This window comes from Micromonospora sp. NBC_01412 (assembly GCF_045040215.1).
Taxonomy (GTDB): Bacteria; Actinomycetota; Actinomycetes; order Mycobacteriales; family Micromonosporaceae; genus Micromonospora; species Micromonospora rubida.
Genome location: NZ_CP109528.1, coordinates 2,174,107 through 2,193,783, shown reverse-complemented (window position 1 = coordinate 2,193,783; position 19,677 = coordinate 2,174,107). Strand labels below are relative to the sequence as shown.

The following is a 19,677-nucleotide window of genomic DNA, read 5'->3' as shown; positions in this document are numbered from 1 at the left end:
GAACGCAACCCCGCCGCCCTGGCCGGCCCACCCGCGCCTGGGCGAGCCTGAGCAGCGGTAATGCGGTGGCGCGATCGGTGTTCCACCGCCTAGCGTCGGCGGGTCATGCGCTTCGAACCGGCCGGCGATCCCGGCGTACCCGACGACCGCTCGGCGACCCGCTACCTGGTGTGGCTGGCCGGTCGGCAACCGCTGCTCTTCTTCGCCGCCATCGGCCTCGGCGTGGTCTGGATGGTCGCCCAGGCCCTGATGCCGGCCACCGTCGGCCGGGCCGTGGACGCCGGCCTCACCCACCGCGACCAGGGCGCCCTGCTCACCTGGGGGCTGGCCCTGCTCGGGCTCGGCGTGCTCCAGGCCGGCGCGGGCGTGCTGCGGCACCGGTGCGCGTTGCACAACTGGCTGGGCGGCGCGTACCGGACGGTGCAGGTCACCGTCGGCGCGGCGAACCGGCTGGGGGCCGCGCTGCCCCGCCGGGTCGCGGGGGGCGAGGTGGTCAGCATCGGTACGGCCGACATCGGCCAGATCGGCCACGCGATCGACATCACCGCCCGGGGCACCGGATCGCTGGTCGCCATCGCCATGGTGGCGGTGATCCTGCTCTCCGCGTCGGTGCCGCTCGGCCTCGTCGTGGTGCTCGGGGTGCCGCTGCTGATGGCCGTGGTGGGGCTGCTCATCCGGCCGCTGCACCGCCGGCAGCAGGCGTACCGGGATTCGGAGGGGGCGCTGACCGCCCGGGCCGGCGACATCGTCTCCGGGCTGCGGGTGGTGCGCGGCGTCGGCGGCGAGCAGGTGCTGTCGGCCCGGTACGGGGCCAGGTCCCAGGCGTTGCGCGCCGACGGGCTGCGGGTGGCCCGGGTGGAGTCGCTGCTGGAGGCGACCCAGATCCTGCTGCCCGGCGCGTTCCTGGTGCTGGTCACCTGGCTGGGCGCCCGGTTCGCGCTGCGCGGCGAGATCACCGCCGGCCAGCTCGTCGCCTTCTACGGCTACACCGCGTTCCTGGTCAGCCCGCTGCGTAACCTCACCGAGGCGGTGGACCGGCTGACCCGGGGGCACGTTGCGGCCCGCCGGGTGGTCCGGCTGCTCCGGCTCACCCCCGAGCTGGTCGACCCCGCCCGTCCGGCGACCCTGCCAGCCGGCCCCGGCGAGCTGGTGGACGCCGAGTCGGGGCTGGTCGTGCCGGCCGGCCGGCTCACCGCGCTGGCCGCCGCCGCACCGGAGGACGCCGCCGCGATCGCCGACCGGCTCGGCCGGTACGTCGACGCGGAGGTGACGCTGCACGGCGTACCGCTGCGGGAGGTGGCGCTGGCGGCGGTGCGCGAGCGGATCCTGGTGGCCGACAATGACGCGCACCTGTTCACCGGCCCGCTGCGGGCGGAGCTGGACCCGCACGACGTGGCCGACCCGGCGACGATCCTCGCGGCGCTGGACGCGGCGAGCGCGACCGACATCGTCGACGCCCTGCCCGACGGGCTGGACGGCCGGGTCGCCGAGCGGGGCCGGGAGTTCTCCGGCGGTCAGCAGCAGCGGCTGCGGCTGGCCCGGGCGCTGGTCGCCGACCCGGAGACGCTGGTGCTGGTCGAGCCGACGAGCGCGGTGGACGCGCACACCGAGGCGCGGATCGCCGCGCGGCTCGGTCCGGCCCGGCGGGGCCGGACCACCCTGGTCTGCACCACCAGCCCGCTGGTGCTGGGCGGCGTCGAGCATGTGGTCTTCGTGGAGGACGGCAAGGTGGTGGCCGAGGGGCCGCACGAGGAACTGCTGCGCACCGAGCCGCGTTACGCGGCCACGGTGAGCCGGGGGGAGAGCTGATGACCACCGCGCTGCCGGTCGCCGACGCCGGCCAGGTCCGCCGGTACGCCCGAGCCCTGGTCCGCCGACACCCCCGCGCCCTGGCCGTCGCGCTCGGCCTGCACACGCTGGCCGCGGCGGCCGGGCTGGTCGCGCCGCGGCTTCTCGGTGACCTGGTGGAGGGCATCTCCCAGGGCACCTCGACCGTCACGGTGGACCGGATCGCGCTGGCCATCGGCGGTTTCGTGGTGGCCCAGTCGGTGCTGGTGCGGTTCGCCCACCTGGCGTCGGCCCGGCTCGGCGAGGGGGTGCTCGCCGAGCTGCGCGAGGAGTTCGTCGACCGGCTGCTCGCCCTGCCGCTGTCCACGGTGGAGCGGGCCGGCACCGGCGACCTGCTCACCCGGGCGTCCCGGGACGTCTCCGCGCTGTCCAGGACGGTTCGGTTCGCGGTGCCGGAGACCCTGATCGCGCTGGTCACCGTCGTGTTCGTCGTCGTCGCGCTGTTGCTCACCGGGCCGCTGCTCGTGCTGCCGAGCCTGCTCTCGGTGCCGATCCTGTGGGCCGGCACCCGGTGGTACCTGCGCCGCGCCCCGGACGGCTACCTGCGGGAGAACGCCGCGTACTCCGACATCACCGACGGGATCAGCGAGACTGTCGAGGGGGCGCGGACCACGGAGGCGCTGCGCCAGCAGACCCGCCGCGGCGCCCGCACCGCCGCCGACATCCGCCGGTCGTACGCGGCCGAGCGGTACACCCTCGGGCTGCGCACCGTCTTCTTCCCGATCGCCGAGCTCGGGTACGTGGTGCCGGTGGTCGCCACCCTGGTCGTCGGCGGCTGGTTCTACCTGAAGGGCTGGGTCAGCCTCGGCCAGGTCACCGCGGCCACCCTCTACGCCCAGCAGCTCGTGGACCCGGTCAACCGGCTGCTCTCCTGGCTGGACGAGTTGCAGGTGGGCGGCGCCTCGATGGCCCGGCTGCTCGGGGTGGCCGCCGACGACGACGCGGGCCCGACTTCGGCCGTCGGGTCCCCGCAGCCATCGGCGGGCGGCGGCTCGGCGGCTCCCCGGCTCGCCGCCCGCGACGTCCGCTATGCCTACCGCGAGGGCCGGGACGTGCTGCACGGCGTGACCCTGGTGCCCGAGCCGGGGGAGAAGCTGGCCATGGTCGGGCCGTCCGGGGCGGGCAAGTCCACCCTGGGCCGGCTGCTGGCCGGGGTGCACGCCCCGCGCACCGGGTCGGTGACCGTGGACGGCCGGCCGCTGGACGGGCTGCCCCTGGCGGAGCTGCGCACCCATGTCGCGCTGGTCACCCAGGAGCACCATGTCTTCATCGGCACCCTGGCCGACAACGTGGCGATGGTCCGGCCCGACGCCGATCCGGCCCGGGTCCGGTCGGCGCTGGCGGCGGTGGACGCCCTGGACTGGGCGGACGCGCTGCCGCAGGGGCTCGACACGGTGGTCGGCGCGGGCGGGCACCCGCTCTCCCCGGCGCAGGCCCAGCAGCTCGCGCTGGCCCGGCTGGTGCTGGCCGACCCGCACACCCTGGTCCTGGACGAGGCGACCTCGCTGATCGACCCCCGGGCCGCCCGGCACCTGGAGCGCTCGCTGGCCGCCGTGCTGGCGGGCCGGACGGTGATCGCCATCGCGCACCGGCTCTTCTCCGCGCACGACGCCGACCGGGTGGCCGTGGTGGAGGACGGCCGGATCATCGAGCTTGGCTCGCACGACGAGCTGGTCGCGGCCGGCGGCTCCTACGCGGCCCTCTGGCGCTCCTGGCACGGCTGAGCCGGGGGGCCAGTGGCCGGGTCAGCGGGTGAGGGCCATCAGCAGGCCGAGCAGGACCAGGGTGGCGACGGCGACGGCGAAGACGACCAGCAGGTCCCGCCGGCCGTGCTCGGCGGCCGGCCCGGCGGGGGTCGGCTCGACCGGCAGGTCCCGGGTCACCGCGGCCAGGTCGTTGAGGGTACGGGCGGACCAGACCACCCCGACCCGCTCGGAGAACTCGTCCAGGCTGAGCCGGCCCGCCGAGGTGTGCCGTTGCAGCTCGGCGACCACCCGGTGCCGGTCGTCGTCGGAGGCGCGCAGCTCGACGTCCACGGAGGACAGGGTACGCAGCCGCCGCCGTCGGGTCCGCCCCGCCGAGAGGTGGCCGTCAGGCGGCGTCGAGCGGGTCGGCCAGCAACCGCTCGAAGGCCAGCTCGGCCGCGCCGATCAGGGCGGCGTCGTCGCCCAGCTTCGGCGTACGGAGCCGGACGTGTTCGAGGCAGGCCGACAGGCCGATCGAGTTGAGCCGGCTGCGTATCTGGGCCGCCGCCGCGAGGTACAGGTCCCGCATCGTCCCCCCGAAGATCACCATCTCGGGGTTGAAGATGTTGACCAGGTTGCCGACGCCGAAGCCGAGCCAGTCGCCGATCTGCCGGACCGCCGCCTGGGCCCGCGCGTCGCCGCGGTCGGCGGCGTCGAAGACCGCGAGCACCGCCTCCCTACCGTGGGCCTCCGGCCGTCCCGCGGCGCGCAGGAGGGCGTACTCGCCGATCTCGGATTCCCAGCAGCCGTGCGATCCGCACGCGCAGCGGACGCCGTCCCGGTTGACGACCATGTGGCCCACCTCGCCGCCGTAGCCGCCGTGCCCGGTCAGCCGGCGGCCGCCCGCGATGATGCCGGCGCCCACTCCCACGTCGCCGTACAGGTAGATGACGTTGTTGCAGCCGGCGGCGGCGCCGCGGGTGTACTCGGCGAAGGCGCAGACGTCGGCCACGTTGCCCACCGTGGGCGTCGTGCCGGTGCCGAGCTCGGCGGCCAGGGCGTCCGCGATCGGCTCGTCCACCCAGCCGGTGTGCGGTCCCAGGCGGACCATGCCGTCGTCGCGGCGGACCATGCCGCAGACCGCGATGCCCGCACCGATACAGATCGTTCCGGGCAGCACCTCCTGCTGCATCCTCTTGAGCTCCCCGGCCAGCATCGGCGCGGTCTCCGCAGCCATCAGGCCGCGCGGACGCTCCAGCGTGCGGCGGTCGAGCACGACGCCGCCGAGCCCGATCCGGGCGATCCGCAGCCGGTCCACCTCGATGCTGAACGCCCAGGCGTAGACCCGGGCCGACTCGGGCCGGACGACCAGCGACGGTCGTCCCGCCCGCCGGGTCTCCCTCGGCGTCTCCTCGCTGACCAGGCCCGCGTTGACGAGGTCGGTGGTGAGCGCGCCGATGGTGCTGCGGTTGAGCCCCAACGCGGTGGTGAGCGTGGCGCGCGACGTCGCCCCGTGGACGTGGACGTAGCGCAGCAGCGCACCGAGATTCTGCCGGCGAATCTCCTCCTGGCTCGGGCCCGCTCGCATCGGCTGTTCAGCGGTTCCCGGTGGCGACGGCACGGCGGCGGGAGAGCGCGTCGACGCCGGCGGCCAGCAGCAGCACCAGCCCGGTGAACAGGTACTTCACTCCGGAGCTCGCGTTCATCAGGCCCATGCCGTTGTCGATCACCGCGACCACCGCGCCGCCGAGCACCGCGTCCACCACGCGGCCCTTGCCGCCGAAGAGGCTGGTGCCGCCGATCACGGCCGCGCCGACGGCGTACAGCAGCACGTCGCTGCCGCCGGTGTTGGCGTCCACGGAGCTGAACCGGCTGGCGGCCACGACGCCGCCGACCGCCGCCATGGACGAGCAGACCACGAAGACCGAGATGCGGATGCGGTCGATGCTGATGCCGGCGCGGCGGGCGGCCTCCCGGTTGCCGCCGACCGCGTACACGTGCCGCCCGTAGGCGGTGCGGGACAGGACGAAGGTCAGCGCGACGAGCAGCACGGCGATCAATGGTACGACCACCGGCATCCCCCGGTTCGAGCTGATCAGGCTGTTGAGGCTGCGTTCGAGGTTGAGCACGTAAACGGTGCCGCCGACGCCGACGGCGAGCGTGCCGATACGGACCAGCACCACCGACAGGGGGTCCGTGACGAGCCCGCGGACGGAGCGGTTGCGGTACCGCAGCAGTTGCGAGGCGGCGTACCCGGTGACCGCCGTGGCGGCCAGCAGCCAGCCGACCAGCGGCGGAAGGTTGTTGTTCTCGATGGCGACGATGGGTTCGGCCTGGACCGGGACGCTCGTGCCGCCCTTGATCAGCATCAGCATGACGCCCTGGAAGGCGAGGAAGCCCGCCAGCGTGACCACGAAGGACGGGATGCCGACCTTCGTCACGAGGAAGCCGAGCGCCAGCCCGATCAGCGCGCCCGTGCCGAGGGCGGCGAGGGTGGCCACGTACCACGGGTAGCCCTGGATGGTCAGCAGGTTGGCCAGCACCGCCGCGCAGACCCCGCTGGCGAAGCCGGCGGACAGGTCGATCTCGCCCAGCAGCAGGACGAACACCAGGCCCATCGCGATCAGTACGACGGCCGCGCCCTGGGTGAACAGGTTGGCGAAGTTGCCGGCGGTGAGGAAGTTGGGCCGCAGGACCGAGAAGAACGCGCAGAGCACGACCAGGCCCAGGATGGCCGGCAGGGCACCCATGTCGCCCCCGCGCAGGCGGGCCAGGTAGCTCTGGACGTGGCCGCCGAGGGTGGGCTGCCCGACGGCGGCCACCGGTTCGGTGTGGACCGTCTTCGTCCGGGTGGTCATGTCGCAGCTCCCGCGGCTCTGGTGCTGGAGTAACCGTTGCTGGTCTCGGTGGCGGTGCCGAGCCTCCCACTACGCCCCGAGGTGATCAGCTCGACCACCTGGGCATGTGTGACGTCGGTCGTCCTGATCTGGGCGACCATCTGGCCGAGGTAGAGCGTCGCGATCCGGTCCGACACCGCGAAGACGTCGTTCATGTTGTGCGAGATGAGGACGACGGCCAGCCCGTTGTCGGCCAGCCGCCGGACCAGTTCGAGCACCTGGGCGGTCTGGGCCAGGCCGAGCGCCGCCGTCGGCTCGTCGAGGATGACCAGCCTGCTGTTCCAGAGCACCGCCTTGGTGATCGCCACCGTCTGGCGCTGGCCGCCGGAGAGGCTGGAGACGTGCTGCCGCAGCGAGCTGATCGTCTTCACCGATAGCGAGGCGAGGGTCCGGGCCGCCTCTTCCTCCATGGCTGGCTCGTCGAGCACCAGGCCCGAGCGCCGTTCCCGGCCGAGGAACATGTTCTGCACGATGTCGAGGTTGTCGCAGAGGGCGAGGTCCTGGTAGACGACCTCGATGCCCAGGGCGGCGGCGTCCCGGGGGCCGTTGATGGTCACCGGCCGGCCCTCGAAGAAGTACTCGCCGGCATCGGTGCCGTGGATGCCGCTGATGCACTTGACCAGCGTCGACTTTCCGGCGCCGTTGTCGCCGACGAGGGCGGTCACCTCGCCCGGATGGACCGAGAAGGCGACGTCGTGAAGGACCTGTACGGGGCCGAAGCTCTTGTCGACTCCGCGCAGTTCCAACAGGGGGGTCCCGGACACGGTGGTCTCCTTCGCGTAGGTGTCCGACTGTCGGATGCCCACCGGACGGGCCGTCCGACACGACGTAGGTGTCCGACGGCCGGGCACGAGGGTGTCACATCCGGCCCGGGCCGGGCTCGACCGGCTCAGCTCAAGCCGATCGACGCGCAGAGCGCGGCGTACTTCTCGGTGCAGACGGCGTCCCTGTCGATGAATCCGTCCGCGATGACGTTCTTCACCGTCTCCCTGGTTACCGGCTGGACCGCCAGCAGCACGGCAGGGACGTCCCGGTTGCCCGTGGTGTCCCGGAAGCTCTGGTCGGTCTTCCTCTTCTCGCCCCTGGCCAGCGCGATGGCCAGCGTGGCCGCGGCCTCGGCCTCCGCCTTGATCGGCTTGTACACGGTCATGCACTGGTCCCCGGCCAGGATGTGCTGCAGGGCCTGCGCGTCGGCGTCCTGGCCGGTGACCGGGACCCTGCCGTTGAGCTTGTTCTTCGTCAGCACGGCGATGACCGCGTTGGCCAGTCCGTCGTTGGCGGCGATCACGCCGTCGATCTTGCCACCGGTCTGGGTCAGCATCTGCTCGAAGATGGTGCCGCCGGTGGTGTTGTTCCACTCGGGCACCGACTGGTCCGGGCCCTTGACGTATTCCTGCGCGTCGTATCTCGGCTTGAGGACGGAGTCGTAGCCCTCCTTGAGCTGGGCCGCGTTGTTGTCGGTAGGCGCGCCGTTCAGCTCGACCACCACCGGCTTCCGCCCGCCCTTCTCGGCCAGGCACCTGACCAGGCCCTCGCCCTGGAGCCTGCCCACGGAGACGTTGTCGAAGCTGACGTAGTACTGCGCGGAGCCGCCCAGGGTGGGCCGGTCATAGTCGATCGTGGCGACACCCCGCTGGGTGGCCTTGTCCAGGACGGCCTTGCCGGTGCCCGAGTCGAGATTGGTGATCATCAGGGCGGTGACCCCGTTGGTGATCATCTGCTCGGCGATGGTGACGAAGCGTGCCTTGTCGTTATGGGCGTTCTGGATGTCGTACTCCACCCCGGCGTCCTCGAAGGCGGCCGCCAGGTACTTGCGGTCCGCGGCCTCCCAGCGGTTCGACGAGGCGCTGTCCGGCAGGATCACGCCGATTTTCGGCTTCGGCCGGCTGGCGGTGTCGTCGGATTCGCCGCCGCAGGCGGTGAGGTTTCCGGCGGTCAGCATGCCGACCGCGGCGATGGTGAGGATCCCTCTGCGCATGTGCACGGGTCCTTTCGAGGGGGACGGAACTCGAGGGTGCCTGGTGGTGACGTGCGCGCGACAGGGCCTGGTGGTGGTTGCTGACGGCGGCCTTTGTTGTCCCCGGCAACCTATTGTTTCGCGGATCTTTCGCACAAGGCCGCGGAGGTCAAGAGTTCATCACGGACGGTAACGATTCGGGAACGCGCTCGGCACGCTCCGTCATTGGGGCGGCCGGGGTGGGTCGCCGCCGTGGAAGGTGCACGAAAATTCATAAGTACCCATCGATGGAATATTGACCACGTGCAATTCGGTGCGTAAGACTGTTGCCACTTGCGGTGACTGTCCATGATGGACGCTGCTGCCGGTGCCGGCACGGGACGCCGGTCAGCGAACGGGGGTCACCACATGTCGATGAACTGCGCCCTGAACACGTTCCCGCCGTCATGACGACGGCCACCCTTGCCGTGGGCGTCGTCGCCTGCGCCACCGCCGCCGTCCACCTCTGCGCCGGGCTCGGCAAGCTCGTCGCCCCCGAGCACGCCCGCGAGGCGGTCGCGGGGCTGCTGCGGCTGGCCGACCCGGTGGCGCGACGGGTCGTCCGCCTGCTGGCCCTGGCGGAGACGTTCGTCGCGGTCGCCCTGCTCGTCCCGGCCCTGCGCCCGACCGGCGCCGGGCTCGCCGGCGTTCTCGGCCTGGCCTTCGCCGGGGCGGGTCTGCTCGGCCGGGCCCGGGGCCTGCGCGCGCCGTGCGGCTGCTTCGGTCGGCCGGAGAGCCGCCCGCTGGGGGCCGGCTCCGTGCTCAGCGGGCTCGCGCTCGTCGCCGCCGCGATCATCGTCCTGCGGTACGGGCCGGGCGGCATCCCGCGCCCCGACCTGCTGCCGGTCGGCACCGCCGGCCTCGCGGTGGCCATCGTCGTCTGGACCTGGCGGGACATGGTCCGCGACCTGATCCGCGCCCGGCCCACCCCGGCCGCCCACGACTGAGGAGTGCATCGATGGGTTACGTGTTCGGTTTCGCCCTCCTGGTCCTGGCCGGGGCCGTGGTGGTGCTCTTCGCGATGCTCGGCCAGCTCTCGACCCGGTCGGGCGGCGGGGCCGCCGCCGGGACCAGCGGGGTACGCCTGCTGGAGGAGGCCCGGATCGGCACCACTCCGTCCACCTGGCCGGCCGGCCTGTCCGGGGCCGGCGAGGGGCCGCTGCGGATCGTCCTCGTGTTGAGCACAGCCTGCTCCAGTTGCCGAAAGGTCGCCGACCAACTCGTCGGCGGGTCCGACGTGGCTGACGTCGCGGTGGTCGTCTCCACCGGCGACGCCGTCGTCGGCGCGGAGTTCGTGGCGGCCAACGGACTGGCCCGGCTTCCCCACCACGTCGACGAGGGCGGTGACTGGGTGCGGGGGGAGTTCGGCATCGCCATCAGCCCGGCGGCGCTCGTCTTCCGCGACGGGATGCTCATCTCCGCACTGGCGTTCACCGATTTCACCCTGTTGCGGGCCACCGTGTCCCCCACCCGGCAGCGGGTCTGAGCGACAGGCGCCCCGCCGCGCAACCGACCGTCCGCACGTCGAGAAGGAGCGTCGCCATGATCCTCTGGGTCGTTCTCGGCATAACAGGAGCCATGCTGCAGGCTCTCAGCCCTTGAGGCGTGTCCATGGCCGGGGTCGCCGGTCCCATGTTGCGTCGGAACCCGTTCGAGGGCGTCCGGTTCCTGGTCGGCCTCGCGGTCGGCGGGGTGATCGCCGGCGTGCTCCTCGCGATTCCGGTGTTTCTCGTGGGCATGCTGCTCCAGCAGGTGCTGCCCGAACCGCTGCGGCTGGCGCTGTTGGCTGCTGTCGCCGTCTGGCTCGGCGTCGCCGATCTCCGTGACCGTACGCCGCACATCTGGCGGCAGGTGCCCCAGCGGCTGGTCCGCACGCTCCCCGGCGGGACGCTCGGCGTGGTCTGGGGCATCGACCTGGGGCTGCTCTTCACCACGCAGAAGACCGTGTCCCTGATCTGGCTCGCGCTGGCGGCCGTCCTGCTGGTCGATCCGGCCTCGGCGCCGCTCCTCCTCCTCTGCGTCGTGCTCGTCGCGAGCCTGCTGGTCTCGCTCTGGAGCATGTCCAAGCACGCCGACCTACCGGAAAGGAGGAGCCGGAAATGGGTGGTAAGGGCGAGACGGGCCTCGGGCGTGACGATCCTGGCCGTGGCGCTGTCCCTGGTCGTGGCCGTGGTCCAGGCATGACGCCGCTGCTGGAGCCGGACCCGGCCAAGGGGCAGGTGGTGGTCACGCGGTTCACCTGCCACACCCTGCCCAAGGTCCTGCTCATCCTGCTGATGCACCTGCGGCTCAAGCGGCACGTCCGTCGGCAGGCCACCGGCTACCTCGGCATCAAGGTGCTGGTGGACTGGCGGCACCGGGTGGTGCTGAGCATCTCGCTGTGGCGGGACCTGGACAGCGTCTACTCGATGGGCGGGGTCTCGCGACACGTCGGGGCCTCCCGGGCGCCGGGCAGGTTCGGCATCACCACCACCTGCGGCGTCTTCTGCTACGCCGGCGGATGGACCCGGGTCATGTTCGGCGGAGCGGCCAAGGCCGAGTCGCCGCTGCACCCAGCCACCCCAGTCGTCGATCCGGCGACGCGACGGACCGCCGCCACGACGGGATGAAGGAAGGGCCGGAATGAGCTACCTGACCATGTTCGTGACCGTGCTGCTCGCGGGAGCGATCGTTCTTCTCTTCGCCCTGGCCGGCGAGCTGTACGCGCGGACCGGCGGCCTGGAAGGCTCGCCGGCCTCCCCGGCCGGCGGCACCGGGGTCCGGCCGCTCGAACAGGCCCGGTTCGGCGAGCGCCCGAGCGGCTGGCCCGGCCAGTTGGCCGGCTTCGGCAGCGGCGGCCCACGCGTGGTGCTGGTCCTCAGCACGCGATGCGTGAGCTGCGAGGACGTGGCCGCGCAGCTCGCCGGCCAGCCCGACCCCGACAACCTCGGCGTCATCGTGACGACGGCCCACCGAGACGAAGCAATGGAGTTCATCGACCGCCACGGAATCGACGGCCTGCCCCACCACATAGACGAAGGCGGCGACTGGGTCGCCACTCAATTCGGCGTCAAAATCAGCCCTTCCGCTCTGGTCATAAAAGAGGGGCGGCTGGTTTCCGCATTGTTGTTCAGCGATGTCGCGGCAGTCCGTGCCGCGGTACAGGCAGCTAAGGAGGCTGTATGAGCGACGACGAACGCGAGGCACCCCGGTCCCGCGGCGGCGGGTCCCGGCGGGGGTTCCTCGCCAAGCTGGGCGCGGTGGGCCTGGTCACCTCGGGCGCCGTCTTCGCCCGGTCAACCCCGGCGATGGCGGCCAACTACCAGTGCTGCAACCTGGTCTTCGTCCCGCCGAACGTCACTTTCAGCAACTGCAGCGCGGCCACGAACTACACCTGGTCGTGCACCACCTCCGGCGGCTTCCTCTGGTGCCAGTGCTGCGAGAAGAAGTCCGGCGGCACCACCGTGGGGTCGGCCGCCTCCTGCCAGTACGGCTGACGGGCCCCGGCCTCGCCCGTCGCGGCCGGGCCGTCGCACCCATCGGAAACCCCGTAAGGCGCTACCTCTGAGAGGAAAGGGGTCCTGCAGTGAAACTACCCATCGACCGCGGCCTCGTCGTCGTCAGCGACGAGGCCGACGGCACGCAGACCATCCACATCTGCGCGGACATCCGCAACGGTGAGCCCGTCGACGTCTTCGCCTCGCACAACAGGGCCGACCGGGTTCGCGTCCAGGAGGGCGTCACGTTGACCCGACGCGGTCAGCGCAGCTTCTCCACCCAGATCCTCGAGGTCTTCGACGAGGAGGGCGTGGTCAACATCCAGCGGGTCAGCACCCGCGGCTGACCAGGCGGCCGCCGGGTGGGCCGACACCGGCCACCCGGCGGTTCCCGTTTCCGCGTCGGGCCGTCCGCCCCGCTGCCGGTGGCACGGGCCGGCGGTTCCCCCGCCGGGCGCGGGCGGCCGACGCGACCGGTGCCGTCCCGGCGGCTGCCGTGGTGTCCGCCCGGCCTCGCCGTCGTGGGCGTCGCTCACCCGGCGGCGAGAGCGGCGGTCGTCGCGTCGGTGAGGGCGACCAGATCGGCCGGGGCCAGCTCAAGCTGGAGGCCGCGCCGGCCGGCCGAGACGTAGACGGTCTCGTGGGTGAGGGCGGAGGCGTCCAACACGGTGGGCAGGCGCTTACGCTGGCCGATCGGGCTGATCCCGCCGCGCACGTAGCCGGTGGCCCGCTCGGCGACCGCGCGGTCCGCCATCGTCGCCCGCTTGCCGCCGAGCGCGGCGGCAAGCGCCTTGAGGTCCAGCTCGCCGGTCACCGGCACCACCGCCACCGCGAGCGCGCCGTCGACCTCGGCGACCAGCGACTTGAACACCCGCTCCGGGGGCACGCCCAGGGCCGCCGCGACGAGCGCCCCGTAGTTCGGCGCGTCCGGCGAGACGTCGTACGGATGGGTGCTGTGCCGGATCTTCCGCCTGTTCAGCAGCGCCGTCGCCGGAGTGCCCTGTCCCGCCATGCCCGACAAGCTAACCCGGCGTCGCCCGGCGGGCCACCGAAAACTGCCGAACGGCGAGCCACGGAAACGGCTGACCGGCGGGTCGCCGAAATCGTCTGAGCGCCGCCGCATCCGGAATCGGCCGATTGGCGCGGCGGCATGCCCGGCTCGCACCCCGCCCGCCCGCCGCCGGGTGCGGCGGCGGGTCAGCCAACCGGTCGGCACAGCAGCACGGTGGGTGCGCCGGCGACCCGGGTCAGCACCAGGCTCGCCGCCTCCGAGCCGGCCAGCCGCAGGTCCCGCCGCAGCTTCTCCGGCTCCAGCGCCGAGCCGCGCTTGAGGATCTCGACCCGGCCCACCCGGCGCTCGCGCAGCAGGGCGCGCAGCCGCTTCAGCGAGAACGGCAGCACGTCGGTGACCTCCAGGCAGCGGGCGAACGGCGTCGCGCCCGGCGCGTCGGCGTACAGGTAGGCGATGCTCGGGTCGGCCAGCGTGGCGTCGATGGCGTCGGCCAGCTCCGCGACCAGGTGGGCGCGGACCACCGCCGGGTCGGGGTCGTGGACGTACCGGCGGACCGGGCCGACCGTGGCCTCGACCGTGCCGGAGCCGGTGAGCTGGTGGTGGACGACCGGAGCGGCGGCGGCGGGAGCGGTGGGCGACGGCTCCCGCAGCAGGGTGGCGGCGGTGGGGGACGGCTCCCGCAGCAGGGTGGCGCGGCGGGGGACCTCGGCGAGCCGGCCGCACCACAGGGCGGCCTCGACCAGGTCGCCGGCCACGCTCACCCACTCCGCCTCGGCGCCGGCCGGGATCAGCGCGTGGTCGAGGCCGGGGGCCACCTTGACCACGGTGTGCGGCACCCGCTCGGCCAGGCCGGTGACGAAGTCCCACGGCGGCGAGTACGCGTTCGGGTCGAAGATCCGGCGCCCGGTGCCGGCCCTGCGCCGCGCCGGGTCGCAGAAGACCGCGTCGACCCGGCCCACGTCGAACGCCGTGGCGTCGCCGCACTCCACGGTGAACGCGTCGGCCAGCCCGGCGGCCTCGGCGTTCGCGGCGGCCATCGCGGCGGTCACCGGGTCGGCCTCCACCCCGTACACCCGGATGCCGGCGCGGGCGGCGGCGAGCGCGTCGGCCCCGAGGCCGCAGCCCAGGTCGGCGAGGGTGCGCACCCCGGCCGCGCGCAGCCGGTCGGCCCGCCGGTCGGCGACCACCCGGCGGGTGGCCTGCTCCAGGCCGGGGCGGGTGAGGAACATGCCGGTGACCTCCGGCCCGAACTTGCCGACCGCCCGGCGGCGCAGCTCCGCCTGGGTCAGCGCCGCCGCCGCGAGCCCGGCCGGGATGCCGGCCGAGCGGAGCGCGCCCGCCGCGGCCAGCGGGTCGCCGCCGGCCCTCTCGGTCGCCGCGTCAAGCGCGGCCGACCCCTCGGGGGTACGCAGGGCGGCGAACTGGTCGAGATCCACCCGCCCATTGTCCCGGCTCCGGCCGGGCTGTTCGGCTGCGGGCCGTCAAGGGCCCGTCCGGCGGCCGGACGGTGGTGTCAGCGGGCGGGAGCGGCGGCGACGAAGGCCCGCCAGTTCGCCGGGGCGAAGGCGAGCGCCGGCCCGGCCGGGTCCTTGCTGTCCCGGACGGCGACCACGCCGGGCAGGTTGTCGGCGACCTCGACGCCGGCGCCGACGGTCAGCAGGTGCTCCAGTTACTCGCGCGTGGCGGCCCGGTCGCCGACCTGCCGGCGCAGCACCTGCTCCTCCAGCACCGCGACGAACTGGGGCTGCCGGCCGCCGGTCAGCACCGCCTGCCGGGCCAGCGACGGCGCTCACCTGCGACGACGAGTAGTTGATCAGCTTGCCCAGCTCCTCCTGGCTGAGCCCGCGCGCCTTGCGGGCCCGGCGCAGCTGTTCGCGCAGGAACGTCAACGTCGGTATCCGGGACACTCTTCTCCCCTTTTGCTCGGCGTCCGGCAGAGGCTCCGGACGGTAGGGGGTTGGTCACGGTGTGGCGAGGTGGTGTCGACGTGTCGCGGCTACGAGTGGCGGAACTGTGGCGACACGACGGGCGACGTGCTGGCACTCTCCTTGACGGAGTGCTAGCCACGGCCTAACCTGCGATTAGCACTCTCCCATCGAGGGTGCCAGCTTCCGGGCCCGTGCCCGGGCGCTGAACGCCAGGCGGACCGGCACCCGCGACGACGGCCCCGCCCGGTGGCATGTGGCAGATTGACGCTGGTCGGCCCCGTCGGCCAGCAACGAAACCAATACCCCAGGAGGGTATGCCCGTGACTACCGCGACCAAGGTTGCGATCAAGCCGCTCGAGGACCGGATCCTGGTCCAGGCGAACGAGGCTGAGACCACCACGGCGTCGGGCATCGTGATCCCCGACACCGCCAAGGAGAAGCCGCAGGAGGGCACTGTCCTCGCTGTCGGCCCGGGCCGGATCGACGACAAGGGCAACCGGATCCCGGTTGACGTCGCCGTCGGCGACACCGTCCTCTACTCGAAGTACGGCGGCACCGAGGTCAAGTACGCCGGCGAGGAGTACCTGGTGCTCTCCGCCCGCGACGTCCTCGCGGTCATCGAGAAGTAGACAAACCGATCAGTGTCACTGCCCCGGTCCGGTTCGCCGGGCCGGGGCAGTGACGCTTCGAAGGGACATTAATGGCGAAGATCCTTAGCTTCTCGGATGACGCCCGGCACCTGCTGGAGCACGGTGTCAACGCCCTCGCGGACGCGGTCAAGGTCACTCTCGGCCCGCGCGGGCGCAACGTCGTCCTGGACAAGAAGTTCGGTGCGCCCACGATCACCAACGATGGCGTGACCATCGCCAAGGAGATCGAGCTCACCAACCCGTACGAGAACCTCGGCGCGCAGCTGGTCAAGGAGGTGGCGACCAAGACCAACGACGTCGCCGGCGACGGGACCACCACCGCGACCGTGCTGGCCCAGGCGATGGTCCGCGAGGGCCTGCGCAACGTGACCGCCGGCACCAACCCGGCCGGCATCAAGCGTGGCATCGACGCGGCCGCCAACAAGATCTCCGAGGCCCTGCTCGAACGGGCCGTCGAGGTCGCCAGCAAGGAGTCGATCGCGCACGTGGCGACGATCTCCGCGCAGGACGCCACGATCGGTGAGCTGATCGCCGAGGCGATGGAGCGGGTCGGCCGCGACGGCGTCATCACCGTCGAGGAGGGTTCCACCCTCGCCACCGAGCTAGACGTGACCGAGGGTCTCCAGTTCGACAAGGGCTTCATCTCGCCGAACTTCGTCACTGACCTGGAGGAGCAGGAGGCGGTCCTGGAGGACCCGTACATCCTGATCACCACGCAGAAGATCTCGGCGATCGAGGAGCTGCTGCCGCTGCTGGAGAAGGTCCTCCAGAACAGCAAGCCGCTGCTGATCATCGCCGAGGACGTCGAGGGCCAGGCCCTGTCCACCCTGGTGGTCAACTCGATCCGCAAGACCCTCAAGGTCTGCGCGGTGAAGGCCCCCGGCTTCGGCGACCGCCGCAAGGCGATGCTCCAGGACATGGCGATCCTCACCGGCGCCGAGCTGGTCGCCCCGGAGCTGGGCTACAAGCTGGACCAGGTCGGCCTGGAGGTGCTCGGCACCGCCCGGCGCGTCGTGGTCGACAAGGAGAACACCACCGTCGTCGACGGTGGCGGGCAGTCCAGCGAGGTCGCCGACCGGGTCGCCCAGATCCGCAAGGAGATCGAGGCCTCGGACTCCGAGTGGGACCGGGAGAAGCTGGCGGAGCGGCTGGCGAAGCTCTCCGGCGGCATCGCGGTCATCAAGGTGGGCGCGGCGACCGAGGTCGAGATGAAGGAGCGCAAGCACCGCATCGAGGACGCCATCGCCGCGACCAAGGCCGCCGTCGAGGAGGGCACGGTGCCCGGTGGTGGCGCCGCCCTGGCGCAGATCCGTTCGGTGCTCGACGACGACCTCGGCCTGACCGGCGAGGAGAAGGTCGGCGTGTCGATCGTGCGCAAGTCGCTGGTCGAGCCGCTGCGCTGGATCGCGCAGAACGCCGGCCACGACGGCTACGTCGTGGTGCAGAAGGTCGCCGGCCAGGAGTGGGGCAACGGCCTCAACGCCGCCACTGGCGAGTACGTCGACCTGGTGAAGGCCGGCATCATCGACCCGGTGAAGGTGACCCGCAGCGCGGTCTCCAACGCCGCCTCGATCGCCGGCCTGCTCCTCACCACCGAGAGCCTGGTGGTGGAGAAGCCGGAGAAGGCCGAGCCGGCCGCCGGCGGGGGCCACGGCCACGGCCACGGCCACCAGCACGGCCCGGGCTTCTGACCGACGCCGTACGACACCGCTCAGGGCACGCCGTCACCCCGACGGCGTGCCCTGACGCCTTTCCCGCTCCCTGACGCCCTTCTCGCCTTCCCTGAGCTCTGGCCGGCGGGCGCGGGCCAGACACGCCCGGCGGCCGAACACCCCGGGGCGGGCGTGTCGGGAAGGCCCGTCACCCGATGGTGGGGCCGCTGACCCCACCCTCAACACTCCAAAACCCCCACCCCACCCACCCCACCCACCCCTCCCGCACAGCCCGTGCGCGGTGATCAAGAGGTTTGTGTCAGGTTCGGGGCCCCATCTGACACAAACCTCTTGATCACCGTCGCCTGGCGGCGGGCGCCGGGCGGCGGGCGGCGGGTCGAGGTGCGCGGCTTCCGGCGACGTCGGGCCTGGGCGGGACGTGACACGATGCCGCGCCCCCGGGCGGTCGGGGCGCGGCATCGGCGTGCGGTGGGCGCGGTCGTCAGGCGACGCTGCGCTGGGCCGGCATCGTGGACTTGTGTGGGCGGCCGAGGCGGGCCTCCAGGCGGGCCACGTCGACGCGGCTGTGCCGGCGGTCGGCGAGGTCCTCCCAGCCGACCGCGAGCAGCCGCAGCCGCTCCGCCTCGCTGAAGCCGCCCCAGACGCCGTACGGCTCACGGACGGACAGCGCGTGCGCGGCGCACTCGGCGCGCACGGGGCAGGCCCGGCAGACCGTTTTGGCGCCGGACTCGCGGCGCAGGCGGGAGGAGCCGCGCTCCCCGTCCGGGTGGAAGAACTGGGCGCTGTCGCGGCCCCGGCAGGCACCGAGCCGCTGCCAGTCCCAGAGGTCGACGATGGGTCCGGGCAGCCTGCGTACGTTCGACATCAGCACCCCTCCTCCCGCGGCACCGCGGAGACTCTCAGTTGACCGGATGTCCGGGCGGCGGCCGCGCTGGCGCACCGATTTCCGGCTCGGGCTTCCGGTACCCCGGCTCGCGCCGGCTCACACTTCTGTGATCGAAAACCTCGGACATTGCGCGGCATATGCCCCATCTGTCGGAAAAGTTCGGAGGATTGCTGGGAACACCCACCCCACCCCACCCCGCCGTGGTCTGCTTCGGGTCGGAGAGGAGACCACAGTGCGTACTGTTCTCGTGTGCGTTCGGACACCGCTCGCCGCACAGCAACTGAACTCCGCGGCGGCCCGGCTCGGACTGTCCGCCGCCGTCCGTACCGCCGTCTCCGATCCCGAGGTGATGTTGCGGCTGGCGGAGGGCCCGCCCGACGTGGTGCTCGCCGACACGGCGCTCACCCGGCCGGACAGCGCCGGCTTCGTGCGTCGGGTGCTGGCCCGCGCCCCGCAGGCCGCGGTGCTGCTGCTCGGGGCCGAGGAGTCCGACGCGGCCGCGGCCAGCATGGGCGCCGGGGCCCGAGGGCTGATCCAGGGCACCGACCACGACCTGACCAGCGCGGTGGCCAAGGCCCTGCTGCTGCTCTCCGCGCCGGGCCGGGCGAACCGGCACCGGGTGGCCGACCCGGCCCGGGACGCCGCTGCCGTCGGCGGCCAGAAGCGCCCCGCGCCGGCCGGCCGCGCCCCGAACAACCCCGGCTCGGCCTGGCCGGCGGCCCAGGAGGGGCCGGGCGGCGTGCCGTCGGTGGTGCCCGTGCAGCGGGGCGACGACGAGCCGGAGCCCGCCGGCGGCGAGACCGAGGAGCCGGCGAACCCCCGGCGGGCCGCCCCGGCCCGGGGCGCCCGGGGGGCGGTCGGCCTGACCGAGCGGGAGCTCCAGGTGCTGCTCGGGATGGCCGAGGGCAAGAGCAACGCCGAGATCGGCCGGGAGCTGTTCGTCTCGGAGGACACCGTCAAGACGCACGCCCGCCGGCTGTTCCGCAAGCTCGGCGCCCGCGACCGCGCGCACGCGGTGGCCGCCGGCTTCCGCGCCGGCCTGGTCGCCTGAGAGCGCCGCCGGGTTCCCGGCCCGATCGGGCCGGTCTCGCGGACCACGCCCGGTGCGAGCCGGCCCGGCCTGACGCCGCGCTGTCCGGACGGGCACCGCCAGCCGCTACCCGCACACCAGCAACGTGCAGGACCCGCAGGTCAGGTCAGTTGCCCGGCTCGGTGTCGTCCTCGGTGCCCTCGGTCAGGGTGTCGTGCACGCCGTCGGCGTAGCCGCGCGCGTAGTCCCAGGTGACGTAGTGGTCCGGGTCCGGGTCGTAGGCCGGCTCGTGCACCCGGGGCCGGCCGGAGCTGAGCAGGTGGCGCAGGTTGCCCCGGAGCAGGTCCCAGTCGAAGTAGTGCGGCTCCCGGCAGTCCTCGCACTCGATCACCAGCCCGCGCACCCCGACAGGCGCCAGCAGGGCCTGATAGATCTCCAGGTCGGCGAGGTCCTCAAGCACGTCCTGCCGCTCGACCTCGGTCAGCGGGTCGAGTGCGGCGTCGCCGTCCGGGTCGTGCAGCTCCGCCGCCGGATCGGCCGGGTCGCCGTTGAACGGGTCGATGGGCTCGTCGTGCACCCCCTCACCGTAGCCCCCG

Annotated in this window: 23 protein-coding genes and 1 pseudogene; 12 read left to right on the top strand and 12 right to left on the bottom strand. The window is 73.0% G+C overall.

The genetic code is table 11. The annotated features are described in order from the left end of the window. The first annotated feature begins 105 nt into the window (after window positions 1–105). Window positions 106–1,809 (top strand): ABC transporter ATP-binding protein, encoded by a 1,704-nt coding sequence (locus OG617_RS09790; RefSeq protein ID WP_405100625.1) that lies wholly within the window; start codon window positions 106–108, stop codon window positions 1,807–1,809. Continuing rightward, a complete protein-coding gene (locus OG617_RS09785; protein WP_405100623.1) occupies window positions 1,809–3,572 on the top strand; it encodes an ABC transporter ATP-binding protein in 1,764 nt (587 codons plus the stop codon). The genes OG617_RS09790 and OG617_RS09785 overlap by 1 nt, the downstream gene beginning before the upstream one ends. Window positions 3,573–3,593: 21 nt before the next feature. Here OG617_RS09785 and OG617_RS09780 read toward each other — a convergent pair whose 3' ends face one another. The 5 genes from OG617_RS09780 to OG617_RS09760 all read right to left on the bottom strand — a co-directional run bounded on the left by OG617_RS09780 (window position 3,594) and on the right by OG617_RS09760 (window position 8,408). Then, window positions 3,594–3,884 carry a DUF1707 domain-containing protein gene (locus OG617_RS09780; RefSeq protein WP_405100621.1) on the bottom strand — a complete coding sequence of 97 codons (291 nt, stop codon included), beginning with the start codon at window positions 3,882–3,884 and terminating at the stop codon, window positions 3,594–3,596. Window positions 3,885–3,939: 55 nt separating this feature from the next. Next, window positions 3,940–5,121, bottom strand: coding sequence for an ROK family protein (locus OG617_RS09775; protein ID WP_405100619.1), 1,182 nt, complete (start codon window positions 5,119–5,121; stop codon window positions 3,940–3,942). A 7-nt stretch (window positions 5,122–5,128) separates the two neighbouring features. Next, window positions 5,129–6,391: a sugar ABC transporter permease gene (locus OG617_RS09770; RefSeq protein ID WP_405100617.1), complete on the bottom strand. Its 1,263-nt coding sequence runs from the start codon at window positions 6,389–6,391 to the stop codon at window positions 5,129–5,131. Beyond that, window positions 6,388–7,194 carry an ATP-binding cassette domain-containing protein gene (locus OG617_RS09765; protein WP_405100615.1) on the bottom strand — a complete coding sequence of 269 codons (807 nt, stop codon included), beginning with the start codon at window positions 7,192–7,194 and terminating at the stop codon, window positions 6,388–6,390. Before OG617_RS09765 ends, OG617_RS09770 begins: the two co-directional genes overlap by 4 nt. Before the next feature lie 125 nt (window positions 7,195–7,319). After that, window positions 7,320–8,408 (bottom strand): sugar ABC transporter substrate-binding protein, encoded by a 1,089-nt coding sequence (locus OG617_RS09760; protein ID WP_405100613.1) that lies wholly within the window; start codon window positions 8,406–8,408, stop codon window positions 7,320–7,322. 425 nt (window positions 8,409–8,833) lie between these two features. Here OG617_RS09760 and OG617_RS09755 point away from each other — a divergent pair, with 425 nt between their 5' ends. The 7 genes from OG617_RS09755 (at window position 8,834) to OG617_RS09725 (ending at window position 12,249) form a co-directional block, all read left to right on the top strand. Then, window positions 8,834–9,373 (top strand): MauE/DoxX family redox-associated membrane protein, encoded by a 540-nt coding sequence (locus tag OG617_RS09755; protein WP_405100611.1) that lies wholly within the window; start codon window positions 8,834–8,836, stop codon window positions 9,371–9,373. 11 nt (window positions 9,374–9,384) lie between these two features. Beyond that, window positions 9,385–9,912: a hypothetical protein gene (locus OG617_RS09750; RefSeq protein ID WP_161685784.1), complete on the top strand. Its 528-nt coding sequence runs from the start codon at window positions 9,385–9,387 to the stop codon at window positions 9,910–9,912. A gap of 146 nt (window positions 9,913–10,058) precedes the next feature. Next, window positions 10,059–10,610 carry a hypothetical protein gene (locus OG617_RS09745; RefSeq protein ID WP_405100609.1) on the top strand — a complete coding sequence of 184 codons (552 nt, stop codon included), beginning with the start codon at window positions 10,059–10,061 and terminating at the stop codon, window positions 10,608–10,610. Next, entirely contained in the window at window positions 10,607–11,035 is a 429-nt protein-coding gene (locus tag OG617_RS09740; RefSeq protein ID WP_405100607.1) for a hypothetical protein, read from the top strand. Before OG617_RS09745 ends, OG617_RS09740 begins: the two co-directional genes overlap by 4 nt. 13 nt (window positions 11,036–11,048) lie before the next feature. Next, on the top strand, window positions 11,049–11,591 hold the full coding sequence (locus OG617_RS09735) for a hypothetical protein (RefSeq protein ID WP_405100605.1): 543 nt from the start codon (window positions 11,049–11,051) through the stop codon (window positions 11,589–11,591). Continuing rightward, window positions 11,588–11,902, top strand: coding sequence for a hypothetical protein (locus OG617_RS09730; RefSeq protein WP_161685777.1), 315 nt, complete (start codon window positions 11,588–11,590; stop codon window positions 11,900–11,902). Before OG617_RS09735 ends, OG617_RS09730 begins: the two co-directional genes overlap by 4 nt. Before the next feature lie 89 nt (window positions 11,903–11,991). Beyond that, window positions 11,992–12,249, top strand: a complete 258-nt coding sequence (locus OG617_RS09725; RefSeq protein WP_161685775.1) for a hypothetical protein — start codon at window positions 11,992–11,994, stop codon at window positions 12,247–12,249. A gap of 185 nt (window positions 12,250–12,434) precedes the next feature. On the opposite strand, the gene ybaK is transcribed toward OG617_RS09725, so the two are convergent. The 5 genes and pseudogenes from ybaK to OG617_RS09700 form a co-directional block, all read right to left on the bottom strand. Further along, window positions 12,435–12,914: a Cys-tRNA(Pro) deacylase gene (ybaK, locus tag OG617_RS09720; RefSeq protein WP_396677044.1), complete on the bottom strand. Its 480-nt coding sequence runs from the start codon at window positions 12,912–12,914 to the stop codon at window positions 12,435–12,437. Window positions 12,915–13,099: 185 nt separating this feature from the next. Beyond that, complete coding sequence (locus OG617_RS09715) at window positions 13,100–14,350, bottom strand: THUMP-like domain-containing protein (protein WP_405100602.1); 1,251 nt, start codon at window positions 14,348–14,350, stop codon at window positions 13,100–13,102. 77 nt (window positions 14,351–14,427) lie between these two features. After that, complete coding sequence (locus OG617_RS09710) at window positions 14,428–14,583, bottom strand: DUF397 domain-containing protein (protein WP_405103599.1); 156 nt, start codon at window positions 14,581–14,583, stop codon at window positions 14,428–14,430. Further along, window positions 14,584–14,694 (bottom strand): Scr1 family TA system antitoxin-like transcriptional regulator, encoded by a 111-nt coding sequence (locus tag OG617_RS09705; RefSeq protein WP_405103597.1) that lies wholly within the window; start codon window positions 14,692–14,694, stop codon window positions 14,584–14,586. It abuts the gene before it with no gap. A gap of 16 nt (window positions 14,695–14,710) precedes the next feature. Beyond that, window positions 14,711–14,821 (bottom strand): annotated as a pseudogene (locus OG617_RS09700) (helix-turn-helix domain-containing protein); the annotation flags it as partial. A gap of 335 nt (window positions 14,822–15,156) precedes the next feature. Here OG617_RS09700 and groES point away from each other — a divergent pair. Both groES and groL read left to right on the top strand, forming a co-directional pair. Beyond that, window positions 15,157–15,471, top strand: coding sequence for a co-chaperone GroES (groES, locus tag OG617_RS09695; RefSeq protein WP_161685767.1), 315 nt, complete (start codon window positions 15,157–15,159; stop codon window positions 15,469–15,471). Between the two features lie 71 nt (window positions 15,472–15,542). Next, the gene (gene groL / locus OG617_RS09690) at window positions 15,543–17,183 is read left to right on the top strand and encodes a chaperonin GroEL (protein WP_405100600.1); all 1,641 of its coding nucleotides are present in this window, start codon (window positions 15,543–15,545) and stop codon (window positions 17,181–17,183) included. Window positions 17,184–17,646: 463 nt separating this feature from the next. On the opposite strand, the gene OG617_RS09685 is transcribed toward groL, so the two are convergent. Further along, window positions 17,647–18,030, bottom strand: a complete 384-nt coding sequence (locus OG617_RS09685; protein WP_405100598.1) for a WhiB family transcriptional regulator — start codon at window positions 18,028–18,030, stop codon at window positions 17,647–17,649. 253 nt (window positions 18,031–18,283) lie between these two features. On the opposite strand from OG617_RS09685, the gene OG617_RS09680 reads away from it, so the two are divergent. Next, window positions 18,284–19,102: a response regulator transcription factor gene (locus OG617_RS09680; RefSeq protein WP_405100596.1), complete on the top strand. Its 819-nt coding sequence runs from the start codon at window positions 18,284–18,286 to the stop codon at window positions 19,100–19,102. 145 nt (window positions 19,103–19,247) lie between these two features. Here OG617_RS09680 and OG617_RS09675 read toward each other — a convergent pair whose 3' ends face one another. Continuing rightward, entirely contained in the window at window positions 19,248–19,658 is a 411-nt protein-coding gene (locus OG617_RS09675) for a DUF5319 domain-containing protein (protein ID WP_387015152.1), read from the bottom strand. Window positions 19,659–19,677 lie beyond the last annotated feature (19 nt).

What these genes read in the sequence shown, in the direction of transcription:
- OG617_RS09790 (WP_405100625.1), top strand. Translation starts at nt 106, where the DNA reads ATGCGCTTCGAACCGGCCGGCGATCCCGGCGTACCCGACGACCGCTCG.
- OG617_RS09785 (WP_405100623.1), top strand. Translation starts at nt 1,809, where the DNA reads ATGACCACCGCGCTGCCGGTCGCCGACGCCGGCCAGGTCCGCCGGTAC.
- OG617_RS09775 (WP_405100619.1), bottom strand. Translation starts at nt 5,121, where the DNA reads ATGCGAGCGGGCCCGAGCCAGGAGGAGATTCGCCGGCAGAATCTCGGT.
- OG617_RS09770 (WP_405100617.1), bottom strand. Translation starts at nt 6,391, where the DNA reads ATGACCACCCGGACGAAGACGGTCCACACCGAACCGGTGGCCGCCGTC.
- OG617_RS09760 (WP_405100613.1), bottom strand. Translation starts at nt 8,408, where the DNA reads ATGCGCAGAGGGATCCTCACCATCGCCGCGGTCGGCATGCTGACCGCC.
- OG617_RS09755 (WP_405100611.1), top strand. Translation starts at nt 8,834, where the DNA reads ATGACGACGGCCACCCTTGCCGTGGGCGTCGTCGCCTGCGCCACCGCC.
- OG617_RS09750 (WP_161685784.1), top strand. Translation starts at nt 9,385, where the DNA reads ATGGGTTACGTGTTCGGTTTCGCCCTCCTGGTCCTGGCCGGGGCCGTG.
- OG617_RS09745 (WP_405100609.1), top strand. Translation starts at nt 10,059, where the DNA reads ATGTTGCGTCGGAACCCGTTCGAGGGCGTCCGGTTCCTGGTCGGCCTC.
- OG617_RS09740 (WP_405100607.1), top strand. Translation starts at nt 10,607, where the DNA reads ATGACGCCGCTGCTGGAGCCGGACCCGGCCAAGGGGCAGGTGGTGGTC.
- OG617_RS09735 (WP_405100605.1), top strand. Translation starts at nt 11,049, where the DNA reads ATGAGCTACCTGACCATGTTCGTGACCGTGCTGCTCGCGGGAGCGATC.
- OG617_RS09730 (WP_161685777.1), top strand. Translation starts at nt 11,588, where the DNA reads ATGAGCGACGACGAACGCGAGGCACCCCGGTCCCGCGGCGGCGGGTCC.
- ybaK (WP_396677044.1), bottom strand. Translation starts at nt 12,914, where the DNA reads ATGGCGGGACAGGGCACTCCGGCGACGGCGCTGCTGAACAGGCGGAAG.
- groES (WP_161685767.1), top strand. Translation starts at nt 15,157, where the DNA reads ATGCCCGTGACTACCGCGACCAAGGTTGCGATCAAGCCGCTCGAGGAC.
- groL (WP_405100600.1), top strand. Translation starts at nt 15,543, where the DNA reads ATGGCGAAGATCCTTAGCTTCTCGGATGACGCCCGGCACCTGCTGGAG.
- OG617_RS09685 (WP_405100598.1), bottom strand. Translation starts at nt 18,030, where the DNA reads ATGTCGAACGTACGCAGGCTGCCCGGACCCATCGTCGACCTCTGGGAC.